At 37.7% G+C, this 25,718-nt stretch carries 21 protein-coding genes; 5 read left to right on the forward strand and 16 right to left on the reverse strand.

Going from position 1 to position 25,718, the window contains the following annotated elements; translation table 11 throughout:
* Window positions 1-51: 51 nt before the first annotated feature.
* The 5 genes from EGI31_RS00685 to alaS all read right to left on the reverse strand — a co-directional run bounded on the left by EGI31_RS00685 (window position 52) and on the right by alaS (window position 8,758).
* Window positions 52-1,980 (reverse strand): redoxin domain-containing protein, encoded by a 1,929-nt coding sequence (locus tag EGI31_RS00685; RefSeq protein ID WP_255035191.1) that lies wholly within the window; start codon window positions 1,978-1,980, stop codon window positions 52-54.
* A gap of 292 nt (window positions 1,981-2,272) precedes the next feature.
* Window positions 2,273-3,358: an OmpA family protein gene (locus tag EGI31_RS00690; RefSeq protein ID WP_255035192.1), complete on the reverse strand. Its 1,086-nt coding sequence runs from the start codon at window positions 3,356-3,358 to the stop codon at window positions 2,273-2,275.
* Window positions 3,359-3,568: 210 nt separating this feature from the next.
* Entirely contained in the window at window positions 3,569-5,275 is a 1,707-nt protein-coding gene (locus tag EGI31_RS00695) for a GMC oxidoreductase (protein WP_255035193.1), read from the reverse strand.
* Window positions 5,276-5,303: 28 nt separating this feature from the next.
* Window positions 5,304-5,942: a gluconate 2-dehydrogenase subunit 3 family protein gene (locus tag EGI31_RS00700; RefSeq protein ID WP_255035194.1), complete on the reverse strand. Its 639-nt coding sequence runs from the start codon at window positions 5,940-5,942 to the stop codon at window positions 5,304-5,306.
* Window positions 5,943-6,076: 134 nt separating this feature from the next.
* The gene (alaS, locus tag EGI31_RS00705) at window positions 6,077-8,758 is read right to left on the reverse strand and encodes an alanine--tRNA ligase (RefSeq protein ID WP_255035195.1); all 2,682 of its coding nucleotides are present in this window, start codon (window positions 8,756-8,758) and stop codon (window positions 6,077-6,079) included.
* Between the two features lie 133 nt (window positions 8,759-8,891).
* On the opposite strand from alaS, the gene EGI31_RS00710 reads away from it, so the two are divergent.
* Genes EGI31_RS00710 through dprA form a run of 3 tightly spaced genes read left to right on the forward strand, consistent with a single transcriptional unit; the run spans window position 8,892 to window position 11,729 of the window.
* Complete coding sequence (locus EGI31_RS00710; RefSeq protein WP_255035196.1) at window positions 8,892-10,307, forward strand: leucine-rich repeat domain-containing protein; 1,416 nt, start codon at window positions 8,892-8,894, stop codon at window positions 10,305-10,307.
* Window positions 10,304-10,615: a MerR family transcriptional regulator gene (locus EGI31_RS00715; RefSeq protein WP_255035197.1), complete on the forward strand. Its 312-nt coding sequence runs from the start codon at window positions 10,304-10,306 to the stop codon at window positions 10,613-10,615. The genes EGI31_RS00710 and EGI31_RS00715 overlap by 4 nt, the downstream gene beginning before the upstream one ends.
* Window positions 10,616-10,619: 4 nt before the next feature.
* Window positions 10,620-11,729, forward strand: a complete 1,110-nt coding sequence (gene dprA, locus EGI31_RS00720; RefSeq protein WP_255035198.1) for a DNA-processing protein DprA — start codon at window positions 10,620-10,622, stop codon at window positions 11,727-11,729.
* Window position 11,730: 1 nt separating this feature from the next.
* On the opposite strand, the gene EGI31_RS00725 is transcribed toward dprA, so the two are convergent.
* Complete coding sequence (locus EGI31_RS00725) at window positions 11,731-12,300, reverse strand: hypothetical protein (protein ID WP_255035199.1); 570 nt, start codon at window positions 12,298-12,300, stop codon at window positions 11,731-11,733.
* A 61-nt stretch (window positions 12,301-12,361) separates the two neighbouring features.
* Window positions 12,362-13,108 (reverse strand): hypothetical protein, encoded by a 747-nt coding sequence (locus EGI31_RS00730; RefSeq protein ID WP_255035200.1) that lies wholly within the window; start codon window positions 13,106-13,108, stop codon window positions 12,362-12,364.
* A 171-nt stretch (window positions 13,109-13,279) separates the two neighbouring features.
* Here EGI31_RS00730 and uvrB point away from each other — a divergent pair, with 171 nt between their 5' ends.
* Entirely contained in the window at window positions 13,280-15,310 is a 2,031-nt protein-coding gene (uvrB, locus tag EGI31_RS00735; RefSeq protein WP_255035201.1) for an excinuclease ABC subunit UvrB, read from the forward strand.
* Between the two features lie 68 nt (window positions 15,311-15,378).
* Window positions 15,379-15,828 (forward strand): hypothetical protein, encoded by a 450-nt coding sequence (locus tag EGI31_RS00740; RefSeq protein ID WP_255035202.1) that lies wholly within the window; start codon window positions 15,379-15,381, stop codon window positions 15,826-15,828.
* 87 nt (window positions 15,829-15,915) lie between these two features.
* On the opposite strand, the gene EGI31_RS00745 is transcribed toward EGI31_RS00740, so the two are convergent.
* The 9 genes from EGI31_RS00745 to lpxD all read right to left on the reverse strand — a co-directional run bounded on the left by EGI31_RS00745 (window position 15,916) and on the right by lpxD (window position 25,712).
* Window positions 15,916-17,208, reverse strand: coding sequence for an alpha/beta hydrolase family protein (locus EGI31_RS00745; protein ID WP_255035203.1), 1,293 nt, complete (start codon window positions 17,206-17,208; stop codon window positions 15,916-15,918).
* Window positions 17,209-17,339: 131 nt separating this feature from the next.
* Window positions 17,340-17,792 (reverse strand): DUF4920 domain-containing protein, encoded by a 453-nt coding sequence (locus EGI31_RS00750; RefSeq protein ID WP_255035204.1) that lies wholly within the window; start codon window positions 17,790-17,792, stop codon window positions 17,340-17,342.
* A gap of 11 nt (window positions 17,793-17,803) precedes the next feature.
* The gene (locus tag EGI31_RS00755) at window positions 17,804-21,247 is read right to left on the reverse strand and encodes a DUF7948 domain-containing protein (protein ID WP_255035205.1); all 3,444 of its coding nucleotides are present in this window, start codon (window positions 21,245-21,247) and stop codon (window positions 17,804-17,806) included.
* 115 nt (window positions 21,248-21,362) lie between these two features.
* Entirely contained in the window at window positions 21,363-21,512 is a 150-nt protein-coding gene (locus tag EGI31_RS00760; RefSeq protein WP_255035206.1) for a hypothetical protein, read from the reverse strand.
* A 90-nt stretch (window positions 21,513-21,602) separates the two neighbouring features.
* Complete coding sequence (locus tag EGI31_RS00765; RefSeq protein WP_255035207.1) at window positions 21,603-21,740, reverse strand: hypothetical protein; 138 nt, start codon at window positions 21,738-21,740, stop codon at window positions 21,603-21,605.
* 143 nt (window positions 21,741-21,883) lie between these two features.
* Window positions 21,884-22,513: an ABC transporter ATP-binding protein gene (locus EGI31_RS00770; protein ID WP_255035208.1), complete on the reverse strand. Its 630-nt coding sequence runs from the start codon at window positions 22,511-22,513 to the stop codon at window positions 21,884-21,886.
* 2 nt (window positions 22,514-22,515) lie between these two features.
* Window positions 22,516-23,307 (reverse strand): acyl-ACP--UDP-N-acetylglucosamine O-acyltransferase, encoded by a 792-nt coding sequence (gene lpxA, locus EGI31_RS00775; RefSeq protein ID WP_255035209.1) that lies wholly within the window; start codon window positions 23,305-23,307, stop codon window positions 22,516-22,518.
* 6 nt (window positions 23,308-23,313) lie between these two features.
* A complete protein-coding gene (locus EGI31_RS00780) occupies window positions 23,314-24,705 on the reverse strand; it encodes a bifunctional UDP-3-O-[3-hydroxymyristoyl] N-acetylglucosamine deacetylase/3-hydroxyacyl-ACP dehydratase (RefSeq protein WP_255035210.1) in 1,392 nt (463 codons plus the stop codon).
* Between the two features lie 8 nt (window positions 24,706-24,713).
* A complete protein-coding gene (gene lpxD / locus EGI31_RS00785; RefSeq protein WP_255035211.1) occupies window positions 24,714-25,712 on the reverse strand; it encodes a UDP-3-O-(3-hydroxymyristoyl)glucosamine N-acyltransferase in 999 nt (332 codons plus the stop codon).
* Window positions 25,713-25,718: the final 6 nt, after the last annotated feature.

Consider the following 25,718-nt stretch of genomic DNA (forward strand, 5'->3'; position numbering starts at 1 on the left):
TTACTTTTTTTGTGGAAATTAAAAGAATTTGGCTTGGTTTGTTTCTTAAAGTTACTCGTTAATTAAACTCACTAACATTTTTAGCTCCTCTATTAAACCCTCACTTGAACCGAATCCAGTGCTTCTGTGTCTAATCTTTCCGTTTTTATCAATTATTATTTTGGCGGGTATTGAAGTTACATTGTAATCATTGGCTGTTTGATTTATGTTTTCGATGAGTGAATCAAACAGAATATGGAAGTTTTCTAGTTTTCGACTTTTTATTATTTTTTCGATGTTTTGAGATAAACTGTTTTCTTCTTCAACCCTCTTGATTTCAGACTCAAAAGTATCAATAAAAAGAAATTTGACATTTTGATTTTCCAATTCTTTCATAGCAGTCTGCATCGCCGGAAATGCTTTTATGCAAGGTGCACACCAAGTTGCCCAAAAGTCAATTATAACTATCTTTCCCAGGAAATCAGAAAGTCGTACTAGATTACCCGACATATCTTTAAGAGCAAAATCTGGGGCATCTATATGGGTTAAACCTTTTTTTAGAAATAATTTGTACGAATTACTAGCCTCAATTTTCGCATTTGTAAGATTGCTGGCTTCTTTTGTTATAAAAGTTTCTTTCGAAATCAATTTATATATTGAATCAATTTTGGCATTCGAAACATTCCCTTTTATGTAATCTTCCGAAATTTTTATGGCTTCTTCAATTTTTTTGTTGGCTACCAAATATTCAATGAAATGGTGGTTTATGGTCGGATCATTATTATTCATTAATTCTATTGCCTTTCTTTGATTACTCAAGGCTTCCTCTTTGTGACCAATTTTGTACAAAATAGATGCATAGGTATCTAAAACATTACCAAAATAAATGGAAAGAGTGTCACTATTTTTTCGAGCTTCAATTGCCTTTTCAGCAAACATTTTGGCTATGGCGAGTGTAGATTCATTCTGAGCAAACTTCCAAGCAATGTTATTCAGGTTGAAGGCTAAATAACTTTGAGCCTCTTTCGTCTTTTCATTTTCTAAAAACTCGGAAATTAAACTTTCTATATTCTTAGAATCATACTTTTTGGCGTAAACCCATAACATTTCAGCAAATAATAGCCTTCTTTGAATAATACTTAAAGACGGATATAACAGCCTTATTTCTTCATAATAACCTTTAGCTTTGTCAGGATTTTTAAAAGCAACATCCTGGAATATCGAAAACTTTCTGTTAAATGAAGCGGATCCATTAGGATATTTGGTGGCCATTTTTGTAATCAATGAATCAGTTATTGAAATTTTATTAGCGGCTATGATATATGCGTAGAGCACGGAAAATCGTTCATCAATTCCACTCTCAAATATTTCGTCGAATTTTTGTTTTGCAATCTGAATTGCCTCCGATTTTTTATCGGGCACTCTTGCCAGCGTTTGTAGATAATTCGGAAAGTTTTTTTCTTTTAACTCTGGATTTAATTGAAACTCTTTCTCTATCAATTCTAAAGCTGTATCAAAATTTACCTCACCTTTAAATAAATTATTGTTTAGATAAGTAGCATAACCTTGGTTAAAATATGTTCCTTTTAATGGTTTGGAATCTTGAAAAATGTTAAAAACATAACCTTTGCCATTGTTATTATCGATTTCATTTTTATTTTCTATTTTGATAACAAAGAATGAAGTTGAGTCAGGTAAAATAATTTCGCCAGAAAGTGAATTATTATCAAGTTTGGTTAGGATTCTTTTAATATCGGTGTCTATACGGCTCGATTTATAGATAATCGCAAACATTTTAGAACCTGCTTTTGCCAACGGGCCAATGTAGTTAACTTTTATTTTTTTACCTACTTCCGGGGCTTCCGTATCAAGGCTTACACCTAAACTTTGCCCGAAAGAAATTAATGTGTTTAAAAGAAAAAGTATAAGTATTGAAAAGAGAGTAAAAAATTTATTAACATGGACTTGGGGATTCAGGGCTAAATTAGCTGTTTTTTTCATTTATTTTTCTTCAAGAATTTCTTACTTCAATAATTGTCAAAATATAGTTCTGTTCAATTTAAAGTAGAATTGGAATTTTTTCAAAATTCTAATCGCCGTTTTCTTTTCATTAACATTTTGAGGCTGTGCCTTTTGAATGTTTTATACAGAAACAAAAAAAAAGCCACCCCAAGAGGTGGCTTCCAAATATTTAAAGCAACAAATCATTACAGATTCATTTTCTTTAGTTCTTTCACTGCAAAGTCTGCTGCTTAGGTCGTTTTTAAAAGGTTATTCTAATGATATCTCCTTTTCAATATATTTCTGTCAATTGTACTTTTCTTTGTTTTTCGACGTCTGCGTTATGATTTTCATAGATATTTTGTTTGGTATTCGATTTTAGCAACAACTGATTGGTATGTACGCCCTTACTTTTTAGATAGGTGGCAACTACTTGTGCCCTATATCTAGCCAAGGTGGCGTTAAGTTCTTCTTTACCAACGTTATCGGTGAAACCGGTAATGTTAATTCTGGCATCCAGTTTCTGTTGTAGATACCATGACAAGCTATCTAAAACCAATTTGTTTTCGGATTTTAACTCAAATTTACTTTGATCGAAATACAGATTTCTACTGCCGAAAGTGCTGTAAGGGAGATTGTTTTTTGCATCAATACTAGGTTCAGTTTTGTCTTCTTTTTCTGAGATTTCGGCTAGGACGTTCTGCTGGTCTAACTCTTGCATTATTTCAGTTGGATAAGTATTTATATCCACAAAAGTTAAACCTCTGTTTGCTAAGAAATTATCTTCTTGAATTATTTCATTTTTGGCATTTGTAGTAAGTACTTTATGCTGATTTCGAAGTGATTTTTCGAAGATTGGATAATTAGTGCTTTGTTTATTCTCGACAAGAATTGTAAAATCCATATTTCTAAATATTGTGTCTTTTCTTACTGTCAAAAGTTTATATTTGTTTCCTTTTTGATGTGTAATAGGAAGACAAAAAATCAAGAGGTCTTTAAATTGTAACTGGTAAAAGACCCCTTTACTACTAATACTGAAGTTGGCTAAGCTTGTTTTGTTAAACCTCCCAACAAAGTGAACAGGAAAAGTAACAACATCATAACCCGCACTTTCAAAAATCAATGCTTGTATATCCGTTGGCAGTTTGAAATCGAAAAGGTTCTTAGTATCCGTTTCTGCCAAATGTATCTTTTGACCATCTTTGATGCCATAAACCTGTGTTTTTAGATCAACTCCGTTGCTGTCATCCCAGAAGCTACCTTTAATATTGACTTTTTGCGAAAAGGCCGAGCTGGCCGTGACCAATAGAAAAAGAAGAAGTATTAGATTGTTTTTAGCAAAGAAAGATGCGGATTGTTTTTTCAAAAAATTAGACATAACTCTGGACATTGTAATGAATTGTTTAGCGATTGGAAATTAAAATTTAGGCCCGTCTGAGTACCATTTGTCGAAAGTAAATAATATCTATCGAAAATCAAAAAAGAACAAATAGTTTTTGACTAAATTATTAGTTAAAAAAAACTAAGCATTTCAAACAAAAAAAAGCCACCCCAAGAGGTGGCTTTCAATTATTTACAGAAAAAATCCTTACAGATTCATCTTCTTTAATTCTTTCACAGCAAAGTCTGCCGCTCTGGCTGTAAGTGCCATATAAGTCAACGACGGGTTTACGCAAGATGCTGATACCATGGCTGCTCCGTCTGTAACGAATACGTTTGGTGCTCCCCACACTTGGTTGTTTGCGTTCAGAACCGAAGTTTTGGCGTCTCTACCCATTCTGGCAGTTCCCATTTCGTGAATACCGATACCTGGTGCTTTTTCTTTGTCATGGTAAGTGGTCACGTTTTTCACGCCAGCGGCTTCAAGCATGTCTTTTGCCTCCTTTTCCATGGCCTCTCTCATTTTCCACTCGTTTTTACCCCAAGCTGCATCAAAATCGATAATCGGTAAGCCCCATTTATCTTTTTTGTCTGTTAGCGTAAATTTATTGGTTGGATCTGGAAGAGTTTCCCCAAAGCCCATGATATTAACACTCCATGGACCTGGTTTGGTTTGTGCATTTTTGAAACCAGCACCAAAGCCTTGCTCGTCTTCGGCTCTTCCACGAGATGCTCCGCCTTGGTAACCGAATCCACGTAAGAAATCACGTTTATCATTGCCCCAGTTGGTAAAACGTGGAATGTAGATACCGTTTGGTCTTCTTCCATAATAATACATGTCGTCGAAACCTTCCCAAGTACCTGTAGCTCCTACACCCAAGTGGTGGTCCATGATGTTTCTTCCCAGTTGGTCCGATGCATTTCCAAGTCCATTTGGGTGAGTTTTTGATTTTGATTGCATCATAATCCAAGCTGAATTCACAGCAGATGCATTCAAGAATATAATTTTTGCAAAGTATTCTACCTCTTCCTTTGTGTTCTGGTCAATGGCTTTAACACCTGTGGCTTTGCCTTTTTCATCATCAAATATTACCGAGTAAACGATTTTATCATTTACTAAAGTAAGATTGTTGGTTTTCATGGCCGCCGGAATAGTCGCCGATTGGCTACTGAAGTAAGCACCATAAGGACAACCTCTCATACAACGGTTTCTGAATTGGCATTTGCCACGACCAAGAGCAGTTTGCTCTTCGGTAGGAGCCGTAAGGTGAGCCACACGACCTACAATTATCTTACGTCCAGCAAATTTACTTTCTACGCCTTTTTTTACCTCACGCTCAACACAGTTAAGCTCCATAGCTGGCTGAAAATGACTATCTGGCAATACATCCAAACCTTCTTTCGAGCCGCTAATTCCCGCAAATTTCTCCACGTACTCATACCAAGGTGCCAAGTCTTTGTAGCGTATTGGCCAGTCAATACCCACGCCTTCTTCAAGGTTGGCAGTGAAGTCACGCTCGTTCCATCTGTAGCTTTGGCGGCCCCAAAGCAAGGAACGTCCTCCTGTATGATAACCTCTGATCCAGTCGAAACGACGAGTTTCTTCATATGGATTATCTATATCTTTCTCAAAGAAATGTCTGTGTTCTTCATTGGCCGTGTAGCCAGTTCTATAACCTGCCCAGTAGTCTTTTTTTACTTGGTCTGTTACTCGGCCACGGTGTTCAAATTCCCAAGACTCTTTCATTGCTGTGGTGTAATCAGTTACGTGTTTTACGTCTCTACCACGGTCTATCATCAATACTTTAAGTCCTTTTTCTGTAAGTTCTTTGGCAGCCCAACCTCCTGAAATACCTGTACCAACCACAATGGCATCGTATGTTACAGACTCTTTGCCTTTACCTTGTAAATTCATTTTTTATTTATAATAGGTTGATTAATAATTAAATAGCATACGCTTTTTGACCAGGCTCCATTTTTATACAGCCGTCGTATCTACCCGGAATCGGCACAAAGTCAAGCGTTTGGGTTGCCCCTGGTTCTGAAGTGAAAAAACCAAATACCGTCAATTCTTTCATCAGGTTAAAGAATGGAACAGGTGGTTCAACTTTTTTACTTGTATTTTCTTTGGTTAAGCCAGATTCTGAGTCCACTTGTTTGGCTTTTTTCTCAGTATTTTCACTTTCTGCCTTAGCCTTGTCTCTCATGGTAGCTATTACTTGGATTTTTTTATCTGCTGCTAAAGCAACAAATGCAGAACCAAGCTTTTTTGATTCGGCTTCAACGTCTTCCAACCCTTTTATGAAATGCTGTTGTTGAGCTTCGGTGTAACAGTCTTTTAACATCATTTCTACAAATGGACCCACGCCAGCGTCTTTTGCACCTGGAGTGTCAGTTTTAGGAATGATTACCTCGGCTATTTCCGCAACCAATGCTTGGAAGTCTTTGGTTAAACTAAATGCAGCTCCTGATGTTGCATCGCCAGATGCTTTGCAACCATTCAAAATTGCCATCATGGTTGGGGCAGAAACTACTCCTCCCATCATCAGGGCAACTCTCTGTAATGCGTCTCTTCTTTTCAATTTAATAAAATTATAAGGTTGTAAAATAAAATCGCTCCTAAAAATAGTAAGTAAAATCAGGCCAGCAAAGAAAAAAGAATCAAATTCTCGTTTTTGAAAACACAAACGGTTAGAATATTTTTCAAGTATTTATTTTACCCAAAAATCAACTCCTTTGCTTTGTTAATGGCATTGGTTAATCCTTCCGCATCGCTTCCGCCTGCTGTGGCGAAATGTGGTTGACCACCACCGCCACCTTTCATGGCTTTTGCTGCTTCTCTTACCGTATTGCCAGCATTCAGACTTTTTTCAGCAACCAAAGTCTCGTCAATCATAACTGCCAAACTCGGCTTTTGGTTTATGATTGTACCTAATATCACCACGGCATTTTCCATGTGTTTTTTGAGGTCATAGGCCAATTGTCTTAAACTGTCAGCCGAAGGTACTTCCACTTTTTCGGCAATGAACATGATATCACCATTCTTTTGGATTTTGCCCAAAAGTTCAGTTTTGATTACCTGCAATTTTTCGTTTTCAAGACTTTCAATTTTCCTTTGCAATTGGTTCTTTTCTTCGATTAAGGCCTCAATTGCTTTTGGCAAATCTACAGCACCCTTGAGTAAACCTTTTATTTGTTCCAAAGTTTCGCCTTGTTTTCTCATCATTTCTAAGGCTTTCTTGCCTGTGATGGCCTCTACACGGCGTACACCAGCGGAAACAGAACCTTCTGATATGAATTTAAAAAGTCCGATTTCGCCCGTGGCCGGCACATGGGTTCCACCACAAAGTTCTACGGAAAAATTGGGGTCAAAAGTAATTACACGCACGAAATCACCATATTTTTCACCAAAAGTGGCGGTAGCTCCAAAATTCATGGCTTCGGCAATCGGCACGTTACGTTTTTCGTCCAACGCTATATTTTCTCTGATTTTTTCATTGACTATGTCTTCAATTTGTAGCAATTCTTCATCAGTTACCTTAGAGAAATGCGAGAAGTCAAAACGGGTTACTTCGTCGTTTTGGTAAGATCCTCGTTGCACTACATGGTTACCTAAGACTTTACGCATGGCCGATAGCATCAAGTGGGTAGCGGTATGGTTTTTCTCAATATCCTTCCTTCTTTCAGAATCTATTTTGGCAAAAACATTGATAGGAGTTTGGGTTTGTTCCAAGACGTCCACCATTTTGCTATTTTTGGTAATATGTACAAAAAGGTCGTTTTCCTTTTTAGTATCTATCACTTGTAAGGTGTGGTTCTGACCATTCAGTTCAAAAGTAATGGTTCCCACATCACCGACTTGACCACCCATTTCAGCATAAAAAGGCGTTTGATCCAACACAATATGCAATTCATCCCCAGCCTTTGTTTTTACGGAACGATATTTCATCAATTGAGCTGGTGATTCTTCAAAATCATAGCCTAAAAACTCTACACCGTCTACATCACCCAATTCTATCCAATCGGCTGCTTCTTTGGTAGCATCTTTACGACTTCTGGCTTTTTGTTCGGCCAAAGCACTCTTAAAGCCTTCTTCGTCTATCGCAAATCCTTTTTCACGAGCAATCAATGCCGTAAGGTCAACCGGGAAGCCGAAAGTGTCAGAAAGTTCGAATACTGTGTTGCCGTCTAATGTTTTGGTTTCGATGGTTTTGGCATCTGCAAAAATGTGATCCAATCTTTTCAAACCTAGTTCCAATGTACGCAAGAAAGTTTTTTCCTCTTCTTCCACCACTTTGGTTACAAAATCTACCTGAGCGTGTAATTCCGGGAACACGTACTCAAATTGAGTAGCCAAAACAGGTACCAATTTGCACATAAATGGCTCTCTGAAATCTAAATATGAATATCCATAACGAACGGCTCTTCTCAATATTCGGCGGATGACATAGCCTGCTTTGGCATTAGACGGTAATTGTCCATCGGCAATGGCAAAACTCACGGCTCTCAAGTGATCTGAGATTACTCTCATGGCCACATCTACGTAGTTATCTGAACGTAAAGTGCCATTTACACCATATTTTTTGCCTGAAAGTTCTTCTATTACCGAAATGGTATTTTGAAAAATATCAGTATCGTAGTTTGATTTTTTGCCTTGAATGGCCATACAAAGACGCTCAAAACCCATTCCAGTGTCTACATGTTTGGCAGGAAGCGGTAGGAGAGAGCCATCGGCTTTACGCTCAAACTGCATAAAGACGTTGTTCCAGATTTCTACCACTTGAGGATGATCGTTGTTAACCAATTCTTTACCTCCTATAATGTCAATTTCCTCTTGGTTACGGAGGTCAATGTGGATTTCAGAGCATGGGCCACATGGACCGATATCGCCCATTTCCCAGAAATTGTCTTTTTTGTTTCCTAGAATGATTCTGTCCTCATCACCGATGATTTCTTTCCAAATGTCAAATGCTTCTTGGTCAAACGGAACACCATCTTTTTCATCTCCTTGAAAAACAGATACATAGATTCTGTCTTTAGGTAATTTGTAAACTTCTGTCAACAATTCCCACGACCAAGTTAAAGCTTCTTTTTTAAAATAATCGCCAAAAGACCAGTTGCCCAACATCTCGAACATGGTGTGGTGGTAAGTGTCGAAACCTACTTCTTCCAAGTCGTTGTGTTTACCACTTACTCGCAGGCATTTCTGGGTGTCGGCTATTCTAGATTTTGGCGGAGTACCATTGCCCAAGAAAAAGTCCTTAAACTGAGCCATTCCTGAGTTGTTGAACATCAAGGTAGGGTCGTTTTTAGCCACCAATGGGGCAGAAGGAACAATTAAATGGCCTTTTGAAACAAAAAAATCTAAGAATGCTTTCCTGATCTGATGCGAAGTCATATAAAAAGTATATTTATTTCTGATAAAAGAGGTGCAAAATTAGACTTTTTTGGTCATTTTAGGAATAATTCCTTGAATATTCTTTTAAAACTAAGAAATTAGTTTTAAGTTTAAATTCTAAACCAAAATCTCGATGAAAACACTGCTTGTTTGTGCCTTTTTACAATTCTGCATCCTCACCAGTTTTTCTCAAAAAATCATATTCATAGAAAATCAAGAAGCTTATGACCGCTTACTAAAGTTTAAGACTAAGATTAAACCGGATGACGAAGTCAATAAAGGAATTTGGAAAAATAACGGTTTGGTGCAAAAGAGGCTAATGATATCCTTGAAAAGAGAAAATCAATTTATACCGTTACAAAACCCTGAGGTTAGTTTAAATTATCACATTTATGTTAACAAAAACAATGTGGCTGATAGCCTAAAATACTATTTTGGGAGATATGTTCAGACAATTGATGGTGGAAAAACAAGATTTGAATTTGAGTATTTCGACCCACAATCTAATACTTTAGCTATCCAATTAGATAAATTATTTAGAGATATTTTGAAAAATACCAAATTCTATTATCATCCCATGCGTCCGTACGAAATTTCCGGAGGATTACGATTGAATCAGTATTTGTCAAAAAGTGAAAGTGCTGAATACAGAGTATCAGAAATTTTAAAAACGAAAAAGAATACCGATAAGGTATTGAATTTGAGTCATTTGGGTTTGAAAAAACTTCCAAATGAGATATATGATTTCAAAAATCTGGAAGAATTAGATTTGAGCAAAAATGAGTTTGAGGTATTTAGATTAAATGCCAAAAAGTTGCCAAAATTGAAGAAAATCGTTCTTTCGGAAAATTTGTTGAGCGAGAATTCGATAAAAATAAATAGGAATAAGCATGTGCAGATGCTCAGTTTGAGTGATAATGCATTTGAGGCTTTTCCGAAAAGAATTCAAAGAAATAAAAGGCTGAAAGATATTCATTTGGCCAATAATTTTATTCAAAACACGATTGGCATTAGATTTAAAAAATTGAAGTCTCTCGAACTTCTGAATTTTTATAATAATCAAATCACTTCGCTCTCTGAGAATATTGGTCTACTTGAGAATCTCCAGATTTTGGACCTTTACCACAATCAGCTGAATTTCCTTCCTCAAAATATTGTAAATCTAAAAAACCTGCAAACATTGGCGGTTTCAAACAATAATCTTTGGGAATTTCCGAGTACGTTTCAAGAATTGCCCAACCTCAAAATATTGTATGCACACCATAACAAATTGAGCTTAGTTAATTTTTTACCTCCTAATATTGAAAATCTAGATTTGGGTTTTAATCTATTAGAATCGGTTCCTGCTGCACTCAAAACTGTGCCTCACCTGACCGATTTGGATATTTCAAACAATAAAATCACCTCTGGAGCCGAGGTATTGAAACAGATTCCAGACTTGAAAAAAGTATTTTTGGCATTGAACGATTTCGAATCTGACTCCACCAAATTTGCAGAACTCCAACAAATAATTGTAGATTTGAAAAAAAAATCGGTTAAGGTCAAATGAAATTGTTTTTTAGTACGGACGAAGTCGCACAACAATTGGAGATTCCGGTCACTACGGTGGATTTCTACGTTCGTACTTTTAGAATGAATATTTTGAAGGTAGGGAAAAACCGAAAATTCTCACATTCAGATATAGAAAAGCTTCAGAAAATTGTGGATTTGATTCACAAAGAAGGCTTTACCATAGACGGTGCTAAAGAAAAACTCAAAACCAAGGAGGTGAAAGAGTCTGTAAATGAGGAGGTGGTATCGCGTTTGAAAGAAATCAGAAAAACCCTAGAATATATAAAAGTAGGATTAGAAAAGTGAATCTATGCAACAAGATTTGATATACGAAATTGCCTTGAGCAAAACCGAAGGCATTGGAGGTGTGATGTTTAAGCAGCTTCTCAATACTTTTGGAAGTGCCAAGGAGGTTTTTGAAACTCCTTCAGCCAAGCTTTTGAAAGTACCCAACATGGGTAAATTTACCCTTGCCAAAATCAAGGAAAATGAGGAAGCCCTCATTCAGGCAGAGACAATTGTTAGTCAGAGTGCCAAAAACAACATTAGAATTGTTACCTTTAAACAAGACGAATATCCCAAAAAACTTAAGGGGATTTTTGAAGCTCCACCGATTTTGTTTTTTAAAGGAAAAGGGCATTTGGAGTATCCAAAAACCTTGGCCATTGTCGGTACAAGAGATGCTTCGGATTACGGAAAAAAATCTACGGAAGAAATTGTTGCTTCACTAAAAGAACACAATGTACAGATAGTGAGCGGTTTGGCTTACGGTATTGATATTGCTGCCCATAAAGCTGCTTTGAAAAACGGACTTTCAACAGTGGGCGTGCTGGCTAATAGTTTGGAGACCGTTTATCCGAGTTCTCATAAAAAAGTAGCTTTGGAGATAGAAGAAACTGGTCTTTTGATATCAGAACAGCCATTTGGTACTGAAACCAAACCCTCGTTTTTCGTGGCCCGAAATAGAATAATTGCAGCTTTGGCCGATGCAACGATAGTGGTAGAATCTGCTCGAAAGGGCGGTTCAATGGTGACTGCTGAATACGCTAACAATTACAATAAGGAGGTTTTTGCGATACCCGGCGGCATTTTTAATAAATATTCTGAAGGACCTAATTACTTGGTATCGAACAACAAAGCCCAGATTTTTACCAATACCCAAGATTTTGTGGAATGGATGAAATGGGATACTGACAATCAGGAAGTTAAGGTGGTTGAAAAGGAAGTATTAGACCTTTCAAAATATACGCAAGAAGAAAGCAAAGTGCTCAGTTTGTTGATGCAAAACGGCGAAATGCTCATTGATGATCTCAGTTGGCACTCACAGATCCATCTCAACAAATTGGCATCTATTTTATTAAATCTCGAATTTGCTGATTTGGTGAAACAAAGTCCGGGTAAAAAGTTTGCACTTCGTTAATTTATTTTTTGGCTTTCAGAAGCGTTCTAAAACCCCATGCGAACAAACCGGTTAGCATCAGGAGAATGTTGTACATCGTAAACCCCCATTTCAATAGGCTGAAAGAGGAGGCCAATTTTACCAGGAAGTTTATTTTTTCGGGATAAATAAGGAGAAGATAACCAACACTTAGATTTTCAAAAACATCGGCAAAGCCTATCAGAAAAGGGAAAACGTTAAACAGTTGAAAGTAATGACTGCTTGAAAACGAATTTCTAAAAAACAGACTCAGGAGCAAACTATAAGAAATACAATAAATGACTGGATACAACAAATCAATAAAAAAGACGTAAATTTTGTAATAAAATCTACCTGTTTCACCTAGCGAATCCATCAAGTTGTAAAACTGCTGAATGTTGTACCCGAATCGCATCTCTAACAATACCTGATTTTGCAATGGATTGATAAGTGTGGCCATTTTTGGAATAATAAAAACCGCAAAAATCACTTGTGAAAAAAAGGCCAGCAAAATCATTTTTAAACTCGCTCCTGCGTGCAAATAGGCCGAAAATCTTCTCAGATTTTTTAACATTCCATCATTAGGGTATCTGAGAGCAATTTAGGAAAAAAGAAATTTGAAGGCAACCAAATTTTTAAAAATTGAGGCCTAAAGCAAAACCGAAGTTAGGTTGAACACCCTCTCTGATCACAAATGTGGTTAATGCCCCATTCTCATTACCTCCATAATAACCAGTGAAGTTGCCATTCTGAGGAACGGTGTCTTTCACTTCCTTCGATTTTTTTTGTGACAAGAACCTGATACCACCACCAATATAGGTATCAATGTAGAGATTTTGGAAAATAGTATACTGCAAGCCGATATTCATATTTGGCAATAGGCCTAGGTAAGAAATTCTACCGGAGTTACGGTAAAACTTGGAGACCATGTTATTCGGCTTTGTGCTATCGGTCAGGTAATAAAATCCGCCCTTATCATAGTCGTTTACGTTGTATTCTACTTTGAGACCAGGAGAAAGATAAACGCCGAATTTCGATTTATCATTGATAAAGCTGTATTTATCGCCAGAGAAAAAGCCAGGTACGTAGAACCTTCTTTCAACACTAAAAGTGGCTCCTTGCCATTTGGAGTTTTGTTTGTAGGCCGAAATGGTGCCATAGCTGTCATAAATGTCGTTTTTTCGATTAATATATCGGATGCCTAAACCTATCACCGTGCTCCTGGTTCTTGATTTGTTGAAAATTTCTTCGCCAAAGTTCATTGAGCCAGTCACCAAGCTGAAAGGCTGAAATTTAAAGATTTTTAAAGGTTTTTCTTCATTTTGTTGAGCCGAAGTGGCAAATGTGCCTAAGCTAAAAATTGCGAGTATTAACTTTTTCATACTGTTGTAGTTTTTAATAATGAGCAAATTTAGACTAATAACGTTGCAAAAGGTATGATGTTTCTCACAAACTTATTTGAAGGATAAAATAAATGCCAATTTTTTTAGCCTTTTTACGCTAATTTTTTGTTTAAATCATATTGAAGTATATTTGACTATAATTTCTGAACTATGAGTTTTTCGCTAATATCTGATTTTAAACCCACAGGCGACCAACCGCAAGCCATAGCACAACTGGTGAATGCTATAGAAGCTGGTGAAAGATCTAACGTCCTTTTGGGAGTTACAGGAAGCGGTAAAACCTTTACCATTGCTAATGTTATTCAGCAGCTCGATAGACCGATTCTGATTTTGAGTCACAATAAAACCCTTGCTGCTCAGCTTTACGGGGAGTTCAAGCAGTTTTTTCCTGAAAATGCTGTTGAATATTTCATTTCTTACTACGATTATTATCAACCTGAGGCTTTTATAGCTTCTACCAATACTTACATAGAAAAAGACCTGATGATCAATCAGGAAATAGATAGGTTGCGATTGTCAACTGTTTCATCTTTGATGTCAGGTAGGAGGGATATTGTGGTTATAGCTTCTGTATCATGTATTTATGGTGCTGGAAATCCCAATGAGTTTAAGCAAAGTATTATCAAAGTTGCTGTTGGTGATGTAATAAGCCGCAATAAGTTTTTATATAAATTGGTAGAGATACTTTATTCACGTACCGAAGTAGAGTTCAATAGAGGCACTTTCAGGGTGAAAGGTGACACAGTGGATGTCTACCCTGGTTATGCCGATTTTGCTTTTAGAATTATCTTTTTCGGTGATGATATCGAAGAAATTCAGATGATCGAGCCGACCTCTGGGAAAAAAATAAGGTCAGAGCCTAAAATCGTGATTCCGCCAGCTAACTTGTTTGTCACAGGTAAGGAAGTCATGCAGGAATCTATAAAACAGATTCAAGATGATTTGGTGGCACAAATTAAATATTTTGAAAGCGAAGGTCGTGTGTTGGAAGCTCAAAGAATTCAAGAAAGAACGGAATTTGACTTGGAAATGATGCGTGAATTGGGCTATTGCAGCGGTATAGAGAACTATTCGAGGTATTTTGACAAACGCAAAGCAGGTGAACGTCCTTTCTGCCTTTTGGATTATTTTCCAGAGGATTTTCTTTTGGTGGTGGACGAAAGTCATGTAAGCATGCCGCAAATCAGAGCCATGTATGGCGGAGATAGATCAAGAAAAACTGCCTTGGTAGAATATGGCTTTAGGTTGCCTTCAGCCATGGATAATCGCCCGCTTACTTTTCAGGAATTTGAAAGCCTAACCCCACAAACAATTTTTGTAAGTGCCACACCATCAGACTATGAGCTTAATCTTGCGGGTGGGGTAGTGGTGGAGCAAATCATCAGACCAACCGGACTTTTGGATCCTGAAATTGACGTAAGACCGAGTTTGAATCAAATTGACGATCTTTTAGATGAAATAAACGGCAGAATCAAAAAAGATGAGCGAGTGTTGGTAACTACACTTACCAAACGCATGGCTGAGGAATTGAGCAAATATTTAGAAAGAGTCGGTATAAAAGGACGCTACATTCACTCCGAAATTAAGACGATGGAAAGGGTGGAGATTTTGCGTGAATTGCGTTTGGGAGTGATTGACGTTTTGGTGGGGGTTAACCTTTTGCGTGAAGGATTGGATTTACCTGAAGTGTCTTTAGTGGCCATTATGGATGCCGATAAAGAGGGCTTTTTGAGAGATATTCGTTCATTGATACAAACGATTGGTAGGGCTGCAAGGAACTCTAACGGAAAAGTGATCATGTACGCCGACCGGATGACAGGTTCTATGCAAAAGGCTATAGATGAGACCAATAGGCGTAGAATTATACAAATAGAATATAACGAAGCTAACGGAATTACCCCAACCACTATTCTGAAAAGCAAGGAGGCCATTATGGAACAAACCTCAATTGCCGACTTCAAACCTTCTACAAAAGGCTACTATGTGGAGCCTGAAAGAATCAGCCTAGCAGCCGATCCAATAATGGCGTACATGGGCAAACCTCAGTTAGAAATACTTTTCAAAGAGGCCAAAGCCAAAATGGAAAAGGCGGCTTCAGATCTAGATTTCCTTCAAGCAGCCCGATTCAGAGACGAAATGAACCAATTGAAAGAAAGGTTAGGGGAGTTGGAGAAGGTGTAAACTGAATATTTATTTTAAGATAGTAATTTTTATATTCAAATATTTTACAAAAATCGCAAAACAATTTTATGGATAGTGATTTTAGAAAATCTTATTTAGAACTTAAAGTCATTTGGAAAGATGATGATGTGCTTGAATTGAGTGTAAAAGTTTCTAACGGACGTTATAGCGGTATAACGGAAGTTTATGACACTCCTGAGACTTTATTTAATTTTGCAAGAAGGTTAGAAGGGTATCCAAGCGTGAATCAAGAACTTTTTTACGAGGCTGGCAAAAAGGATAGTTATTCATTCTTTTCGATGAGATTCTACAAAATTGATTCTGCAGGTCAAATAGGAGTTGAAATAATGCTAGAGGAAAATGTATCAACAGAATATCGACCAGAGGAAAAAGATAAACTTAAGGTAGAAATAATTATTGTTCCCAGTGCAATAGATGATTTCCAAAAAGAATTAGTTAACATGGCTAAAAACCGGGAAGGTGTATCAATATTAAATGGTCAATACAATTATTCCTGATCTGATTTACACAGATTCTTGGAAAAATCCGTGTAAATCAGCGTTTCCGCAGGAATCTGCGTAATTAGCGTGCTCTAAAAACGGAACTCATTTCCCCTCAGGCAAAGCGTGCAAAAGTTCTAAACCTACAGATGATCGAGGCTTAAATCCTTCCCAAGTTTTGGCATTGGAATCTTGCGGTAGATTTAGATATTTCCCGAAATCTTTTTGTTTTAAATGGATTCCCAAAAATGCCGTTACAAAGTGCTGATTGATGTTATTGATACGTTTTTCATTCCAAGCGGGCTCGGCATATCTATAGTATTCATCAATGTGTAAACCTGGCTGAAGCGACTCCGCTGGAGGAGGATTAGGAGCTACATTGTGGCGGGCATTCATATAGGTAAGCATATATCTGTCAGTATTTATTGCACCATTATATATGGCTTTAATACCTTTTTCATAACCCGATATATCGTCTTGACTTCCAGCAAAAAAGAAAGTCGGGATTTTTAAGCCTTTCAAACTTTCAGCATCCCAAACTCCACGTTCCATTCCCCAAGGAGCAAATGCCACTACTGCTTTTATTCTAGCATCTATGCTTGTCTTGTATTCGGCATTTGAGCCCAGTCTGCTCTCCAAAGCTTTGCTACCGCCTGTCAAAGCTCCAAATAATTTAAGAGAATTGTCACTGTAACCTGCTCCAGCAACATTCAAAACACCATATCCACCCATAGAATAACCTATCAAACCTGTTTGGTCTACGTCAATTAATCCTTTCAAAGCATCTTTCGATTGATTGAGAGCTGCCATCTGATTCAGTACAAAAATGATGTCCTTTGAACGATTCAGCAGTGTACTTGGGAAACCTGCAGCATCTCTAAAAGTAGATTCCATATGGTCAATAGCTACGACAATATAGCCTTTAGATGCCAGATTTTCAGTCAAATAGGTCAGCAGTAATCTTGAACCCAAGTAGCCATGAGAAACAATTACGAGTGGGAATTTGCCCTCTGTGGTCAAAGGTTTGGCATCTCTTGCGGCTCGTCCCTGAAACGTAAATGGAATAATTGGCCTTTTGGGGTCATTGGACGAACCCATTACCTCGTCATAGACCACTAGTTCCTTTTGATCGGAAACAAGTGTTGCAGGATACCATACCTCAATTTTTAATTTTCGGTCATAAAAAGCGGTTTGTTCACCTTTAGATTTTAAGATATCAATTTGGTTAGAATTTGTGAATTCCAGCGTTTTAACCCCAACTTTATATTCACCTCGGGCTGACAATGACGGGGCATCAGGTAAAGCATCTCCATAAACGAAATCCGTTTTTTGGGAGTAAGAAACAATGGAGAAAAATAAGGTTATCGCGAAGTTTAAGAAAGTAAAACAATTTTTCATTTAAGATTTTAATTTATTAAGGTTTGAAAGTGTAACAAAGCTATGAAAGGATTGTTCATTTGGTTCGATACAACAAAAAAATAACCCATCCAGCATCTCGTGAATGGGTTATTTCTATCTTTAAAAAATATTTAGTTTTTAGGTACTAAAACACCATCTGCTACAAAAGTTAGCTCAGTTTTTGGTGTAGTAATTTTCGCAATTTCTTCTTTTGATTTACCTGCGTCTTCAGCGTAATGTTGTAATTCCGCCACACTGGTGGTTTTTACAGCAGGTATTCCCTCAAAGATGACTTTTTTGCCTGCAATGTCTTTTGGTACAAAAAAACCGTAGTCTTTAAAGGTTACTCGCATGGTTTGGCCATCAGCAGTTTTGATTTTCATCCAACATCCCGCAGCCTGACAAACCGACTCCACTTCTCCTTCAATTTTCACAGGTGCAGGCTCAAACGTTGTTTTACCTTTTAAAGAAGCAGCCTCTGTTGATCCTTTTGGTTTAATTTTCTTGCCAAATGCATCATATTTCTGACCGAAAGCGACACTGGTTAAACCCAAGAATAGAATCGTGATAAATAAATTTTTCATGTTATTGTTGATTAGTTTAAAACCTCTAGCCATCCTTTACAGACTTGACCGTCGGGTATAGTTAGTAAATAATAATACGTTCCAGCGTTTGTTTTATTTCCCCAATCGTTCTGATAGTTGAAATCCTCAAAAACTTTTTTTCCCCAAGCGTTAAAAATTTGTAATGCACTTGAAGGATATCCAACTACAAAAGTATCATTTTTTTTGTCATTGTTAGGTGTAATTACATTCGGAATTATTCCGTCGAAAGTTTTCAAGTCAATGCTTCGGGTGGTTTCAAATGCACAACCAGCATTGCTCAGACCTTTCAATGTGAGAAAAGTTGTCAGATTGTTCTTTACCGAAAAAGTGGAAATGTCGGTTGTTTCTGGGTTTTCGCCAATTTTCCAAATGTAGCTGGTAGCCCCCGTGCTTTTATTGTTGAAAATTATCTCAGACGGTTTATGACAGGCAAATTTGTATTCATAATCAAAGTCAAGTTTTACACTCTCGTCGACAGTCACGGTTACTGCCTTTTGAGGGTTACATCCATCTGAATAGAATGCTTTTACGATGTAAGTACTTGTTTTTTTTGGGTTTATAGTGATTGATGCCTTGGTAGAGTCAGAAATGCCCTCGCCTGACCAGACAAATTTATCCGCTAGTCCTGAAGCATTTAAGCTGATTTTATTTCCTTTACAAATAGTGGAATTGTTAGTTGCTCCGAAATCTGTTTTGGTATTTTCAACAGTTACTTTAATATCTTTTTTGATGCTACATTCCTGGTTTGAAATCTCCACAGTGAAAATCTGCGTGTTTTGAACTTTGGTGCTTACACTGTCTTTTGAAGAATTTGGAAAAAATTGACTTGGAGACCATTTGTATGTTTTTCCCCCAGATGCATTCATGAAAACCTGGGCACCAGGACAAACTGTGGTGTCGTTGGAAACGGAATGATTGAAAGATTTTACTTTTAAGGTTCTGAAAGTGGAATCCACGGCCTTGCAGGTTACCTTGTTGTAGGCTACGAGTTTTATTTTATACTGACCAGAATCCGTGAAAGTGTAATTAATGTTTTCTGCAGTGGATACTTTTGCGTTGTTGACATACCATTCGAAGGTTTCGCCTCCAACAGAATTGTTATCAAAATCAAGCTTGGTTGGAGCACATATTTCTGTTGGATTTACTTTTGAGCCGTCTTTGAGGTCAAATTTGGCATTGAGTGCATCAAGATTAAATTTAAATGCCGCCATATTGCAATTGCCATTTCGGTGATTAGGCTCAGCGGCATTTTTCAGAGGAAACTCCACAAAACCAAATGCCTTGCAAACACAAGCGGAGTGATAGATTGTACCGTTTTTGTCAAAACGGCAGGTTCCTCCATCCAAGTGGTCACCACGTTCTTCGTCTGCATTGCTTGGTGGTGTTGAACCAAAATAAGTTGCATAAAGCAGTGATTTGAAGCCTTTTTCGAAAATAGCAAAATAATAATTACTTCCTGAAGTAGATTTTTTGAAGGCATTTTCTGTAATCGGAAGGCCTTTTGTGGTGCTATTTTTGTTATAACCGTTTTCTGAGTTTACTCTTCCTCCCCAGCCAGAAACATAAATATTGCCGCAATCACTCACCATAAATGCCGTCGGTACCAAATCAACTGTTCCAAACGACCTGCCAGTCCCGAAAATCGAAGAAAATTTAGAACTCGATAGATTATTTGATAAAACTTGCACAAACTGCCCACTTTTGGCATTTTGGTAAAGCCCACTCGTTACCGGATATTCGCCCAAGGTTGAGCCTAAAGTATATACATTTCTCTCTAAGTCTAGGTCAATCAGATGTGCCAAATCTCCTTTCGAGGTGCCAATAAAAGTGGAGGCCGTAAGTCTATTATTTTCAATTTTTATGATAAATCCTTCTGTATCGCCGCCAAAAGTTTTTCTAAAACCTTGGCTCGTTATTGGAAAATCCTTACTTAAAGTGACACCACAAACATAAATATTATTAGACTTATCCACTCTTATTCCATATGCTGCATCGTAGTTATTTCCACCAATAAAAGTACTGAACAACAGCTGATTACAGTAATTGTTGAGTTTGAAAACAACCGCATCGTATGTCGATTTTTTGGTTTGAGTGGTTCCTGCTATTGGAAAATTTGCTGACGTACTTACACTCGCCACATATATATTATCCGCTGCGTCTACATACACTTCTCCACGAAACTCGTCACCATAGTTTTGTATTTCCAACGCTCTAAAATCATGAATTCCGTCGTTTTCGCTTCCTCCGATATAGGTAGATCCCAAAAGGCGGTCGCCATTTACAGAAAGTACGCTAACGAAAATATCGGTTCCTGAATAAAACGCAATATTAGTAGTAATAGGTGGGCCGTTTAGAAATGTACCGCCATTGAAGGTTTGGTCGAAACTGACGGACGTAGTTGGGAAATTGGAGGATGAGGTAGTGCCAAAAACAACAAGCTCATCTTTGGAGTTCACAATTAAGCTATGCGGAACTTCTGATTCGTTTCCTCCCAAAAATGTGGAGTAAAGAATTTTACTTCCATCATCCGAATATTTAACAATCACTACATCGGTTCTGTAGCCTACATCCGTTGGAGTAGTTGTTCCTCCAGATTTTGGTTGGTAGGCGTTAATGGAAACGGGAAAATTTACCCCAAATACAGTACCGGCAGCGTAAGTATTTCCTTTAGAATCGTAAGTTGCTGTATGCGACCAATTGTCTGATAATGATCCTGTATACGTACTAAAGACCAACTCAGGGTCTATAATAAGTTCTTGATTATGATTGTATTCCGCCAATTGAAAAGAAATATAATCATCGGTCATTTTAAAACTTGACTTTATAGGTTTTTTCTGGTTGTTTGTGCTTTGGTAAGTAAAAGGCTGGAATTCTTTGATGAGACCAAAGTTAGTTTTCAATATCAATTCATTCTTTTGGATCAGGGTTTCATTGGCACCTTCGTATTTGAATTTTATTTGACTGGCATCAGCTCCAGGTTTCACAATATACTCATATTTAAGTGATTGATCCGCAGAATACATTCTAAAATCGATACCATCGAAAACATTTTCAAGTAAAATCTCTTCAAAAGCTGGAACGTTCGACTTCCATTCGTCTTTATTTTGACCAATAAAAAAGTTAAAAGTCTGATCCACAGCTTTTTCTTTTTTTGAGAATTGGCAAATGTTTTTAAATTCTAAACTGATATTTTGGGTAGAAAATGATTTCCGGCCTTGCCTATCCGATGAAAAATGCGGAGAGTTTTCCGCCTCATATAGTTGATAGACCAAGCCATTTCGGGTAATCCAAAGCTGTCCTGAAGGAATGGAAGTTCTGTAAAGTACCTCAGAAGGCCATTGTCCTTGGTTTTTTATAAAAATGTAGGCCGATACAGTAGATTGAGAAACAATCCAAAACACAAGAAATAAGAGTATCCGTCTCCCAAGAGCCATTCCAAAACCATTATTTGTTGAAATTTAGGGCATTTTGGTGGTTTTTGCAAATGACACGCTGCTTTTGAGGATAAGCGAAGAGGATTTTAAAGAGTTTTTATATTAAGAAAAATATCTACACCAACTGCATTTTGGCCACTTTGGGGTCAACAATGACCATATCCTGTTTAAAATCTAACTTTATTCTCCATTTTCGCATCGTAGCGGCACCAATGACAACGTTTTTACTTAATCCTGGAACAACTAAAAACTCGTCAGAAAGCAAAACGTCATTTATATAAAAATCTAGACATACTCCTTGAGAAACATTAGTATATTGCCCTTCTGCAGCTGTGGCAATTTTTCTAACCCTACCTTATGACACTGGAGTTTCTAGACCTTCCAGCATATTGAGATTTATACAGGAAAGGTTTGCTCCTGAATCGTACAAGGTATAAATGTGCTTTTCACCCTTAGAACCTGCAAATAGTAAGGGCTGCTTTATGATTGACATGAAATATTTTTTTTGTAAAAATATAAAATTGTTTGAAAAAGTATAAAGTCGATGTTTGATTTATTTCGCAAATTCGTATGACTTTATAAATTTGGATTTGGGATATTCAGTGAAATTCTGATAGGGTTGAACCATTCGAAATTTTATGCTTTAATCTTAAAATCAAGAATATTCAGGTGTTTCTCGCAAAAAATATATTCTTTGGGTTCGTTGGAAGATACGATTACGATTTTGTTTTTGATGGCTTTCTCTACTTGTGAGATGTACCAGTCAAATCCTTTTTGGTCGAGGTTGGAGGTAGGTTCGTCTAACAAAAGAACTTCGGTTTGACTATAAAAAGCCAAACCAAGCTTAAGTTTTTGACGCATACCAGAGGAGAAATTCTTGACGGGTTTGTCTTTATGTTTCTCTAATTCTATTATCTGCAAAAAGTCAGAAGTACTTAAACCGTTCTGAAAAGGCTTGAATTTGACATGGAAATTTACAGATTCTGCGAGGGTAAATTCTTCTATGAGTTCAAGGTAAGGTGCTGAAAATGACAACAACTCGTGCCAGTTTTCGTCTGGAATCGTTTTTTCTTGGTTGCTGTATGTAATTTTTCCTTCATTTATCGGAATTGCCCCAGCCAAAGCCTGCATCAGCGTTGATTTCCCTGAGCCGTTTGGACCAATGATTGCAATGGGTTCATTTCTTGAAAACTCAAAACTTAAATTCCGAAATATCCATTCGTTTTTAAACTTCTTGCCAATATTTTCTAGGGAAATTTTTAACAAAATCAGTCGATGTTTTTAGCAATTCCAGACTTTATGATTCCTCGCTCTGAGGTTCTTACAAAATTTAAAATTTCGTCTCTCTCGGCAGTTGCTGGAAACTCCAACTCTACCAATGCTACAGCATCTGAATTATTGAGTCCTCGAAGGTATATATATCTGTAAATGTTCTGAATTTCTGATATTTTTTCGTCAGAGTATCCTCTCCTTCTTAAACCCACAGAGTTAATTCCTGCGTAAGAAAGTGGTTCTCTGGCTGCCTTTATAAATGGTGGAACGTCTTTTCTGATTTGAGAACAACCACCTATGTAGGCGTGATTTCCGATTTTAACAAACTGTTGTACAGCTGACATTCCCCCTATGTTGGCGAAATCACCTACATATATGTGTCCAGCTAGTTGAACAGCGTTGGCGAGTATTACATTGTTTCCAATTATACAGTCGTGTGCCACGTGGGCGTAAGCCATTATGAGGCAGTTAGAACCTATTTCGGTGCGGTGCTTGTCTGCTGTTCCTCTGTTCACTGTTACGCACTCTCTGATGGTTGTATTGTCGCCGATGATGGTGACGGTATTTTCGCCTTTGAATTTTAAGTCTTGTGGAACTGCGGAGATTACTGCCCCGGGAAATATTTTACAATTTTTGCCTATTCTTGCTCCTTCCATAATGATGGCATGCGAGCCTATCCATGTCCCTTCTCCAATTTCCACATTTTTATGGATAACTGCAAAGGGTTCTACCACTACGTTTTGAGCAATTTTTGCGTCTGAATGTACGTAAGCCAACGGCTGATTCATATATTATTAATTGGATTTCTTAACTAATCTTGCGGTCATGTCTACCGAACAGACCATGTTTTTGCCTACCCAGGCCTCGCCGTGCATTTTGGCTACACCCATTCTGATAGGTGCGAGTAGAGTGCATCTGATAACTAACGAATCACCTGGTAAAACATTTTTATAGAACCTACAATTTTCGATTCCGACCAAATACGGCCAGTATTTTTCAGGTTCTCCGGTAGAAGTTAACACCAAAACACCGCCTGTCTGGGCAATAGCTTCCACTTGTAAAACACCCGGCATCACTGGGTTATCAGGAAAATGACCCGTAAACTGCGGCTCATTCATGGTGATGTTTTTGATACCTACCACGGTGGTTCCGTCTAAAGACATAATCTTGTCTACTAACTGAAACGGATAACGGTGGGGTAAAAGTTTCGCTATATCCAATACGTTGAAAACTGGCTCGGCGTTGGCATCGAAATATGGAGCAGCACTACTTTTTTGTGCTATTTGTTTTTTGATTAACTTGGCCAACTCTATATTAGACGCATGGCCCGGTCTGGCAGCCAAAATGTGGGCTTTCAAAGGGCGACCAATTAAGGCTAAATCTCCCATTAAATCCAGCAATTTATGTCTGGCAGGTTCATTATGAAACTTGAGTTTTTCGTCGTTCATAATTCCTGCCTTACCATCACTTACCAGTTTTTTGTTCAGGATGGTTGATAGAGATTCTATGTTTTCTTGGCTCAAATCTGTTTCAGAAATCACCACGGCATTGCTCAAATCACCACCTTTAATAAGACCTTGTTTGGCCAAGTATTCCAGTTCGTGTACAAAAACGAAAGTTCTACAAGGAGCTATGTGTTCTTTGTAGAGGCTTATTTCGTGAAGTTGAGCATGTTGACTGTGTAATATTTGAGAATTAAAATCTACCATTACGGTCAGTCTATAATCATCAAGAGGTAGGGCCACTAATTCAATGCTTTTATCTTCGTTTTTGAAATGAACTGCCTCAGGAACAGAAAAGTAGTTTCTAAGAGCATTTTGTTCTAGGGGAATGGCTTTTTCTATCAATTCAAGAAAGGGAAACGCAGAGCCATCCAGTATCGGAAGTTCTGGGCCATCTATTTCTACTAAAACATTGTCAATCTGTAATCCCGCCAGTGCCGACATCAAATGTTCAATGGTTCCAACACGTCCGCCGTCTTTTTCTATAACCGTACTGCGGCTGGTATCTACCACGTAATCCACCAAGGCAGGTACTAATGGTTTGTTTTCGAGATCTATTCGTTGGAACACTATTCCATGGTTTATGGCGGCAGGTTTAAGGGTAACATTTACAAACTCACCTGTATGTAATCCTTGGCCAGTGATACTCACTGATTCGGTTATGGTGTGTTGTTTTAAATTCATATCGATTTTTATTTTTTCAAATTCTCGTTAAGTCTTCTCAAATTCACCAAAAGTTTGAGGTGATCCTTTATCGGCAATAGTGGCCTTCCTGAATACGCACCTTTGGGTTCAGTTATATTTTTTCCTACACCACTTTGGGCTCCTATTTGTGTTCCGTCGGCTATTTTTAGATGCCCCGCAAAGCCTACTTGGCCACCGATTACGCAGGATTTTCCGATTTTAGTAGAACCAGCCACCCCAGTTTGTGCGGCAATAACCGTATTTTCTCCCACTTCTACATTGTGGCCAATCTGTACCATATTGTCTATTTTAACCCCATTACAAACTTTGGTGGAACCCATCGTAGCTCTGTCTATGGTGGCGTTGGCCCCTATGCTTACATTGTTTTCAATTATTACATTGCCAAGTTGTGGAACGTCTTGATAAATCCCGTCAGCATCCGGAACAAATCCGAAACCGTCTGCTCCGATAACTGCCCCTGCATGTATTACACAATTGTCGCCTATTTCACAGTCTTGGTAGATTTTAACACCTGGGTGAATAATTGTATTTCTCCCAACGCTTACTTTTTTTCCAATATAAACTTGAGGAGATATTTGGGTATTTTCACCGATTTTGGCATTTTCAGCAACATAGCTGAACGGGCCAATATAGACATTCTTGCCGATTTCTGCGTTGGAGGCTATCGATGTCATGGCATCAATACCAGAGTTGCTGTTTTGTGTAAGTTTCTGATATTCAGCCATAAGTGTGCTTATGGCAAGGTAAGGGTCGTCTACGAGTATTAGATTGGTGCTGATGGGTTCTTTTGGCTCAAATGTCTTCGCTACTAGCACGGCACTTGAGGCGGTGCCGTATATAAAACTTTCGTATTTTGCGTTGGCCAAAAAAGAAATACAACCTGGCTTTCCTTCTTCTATTTTGGCAAAATTATGGATTATTGTATCTCCGTCTCCTTTTACTTCACCCCCTAAAAGATGAGCTATTTGTTTTATCGAAAACTCCATTAAAAA

The organism is Lacihabitans soyangensis (assembly GCF_024343775.1).
Lineage (GTDB): Bacteria > Bacteroidota > Bacteroidia > Cytophagales > Spirosomataceae > Leadbetterella > Leadbetterella soyangensis.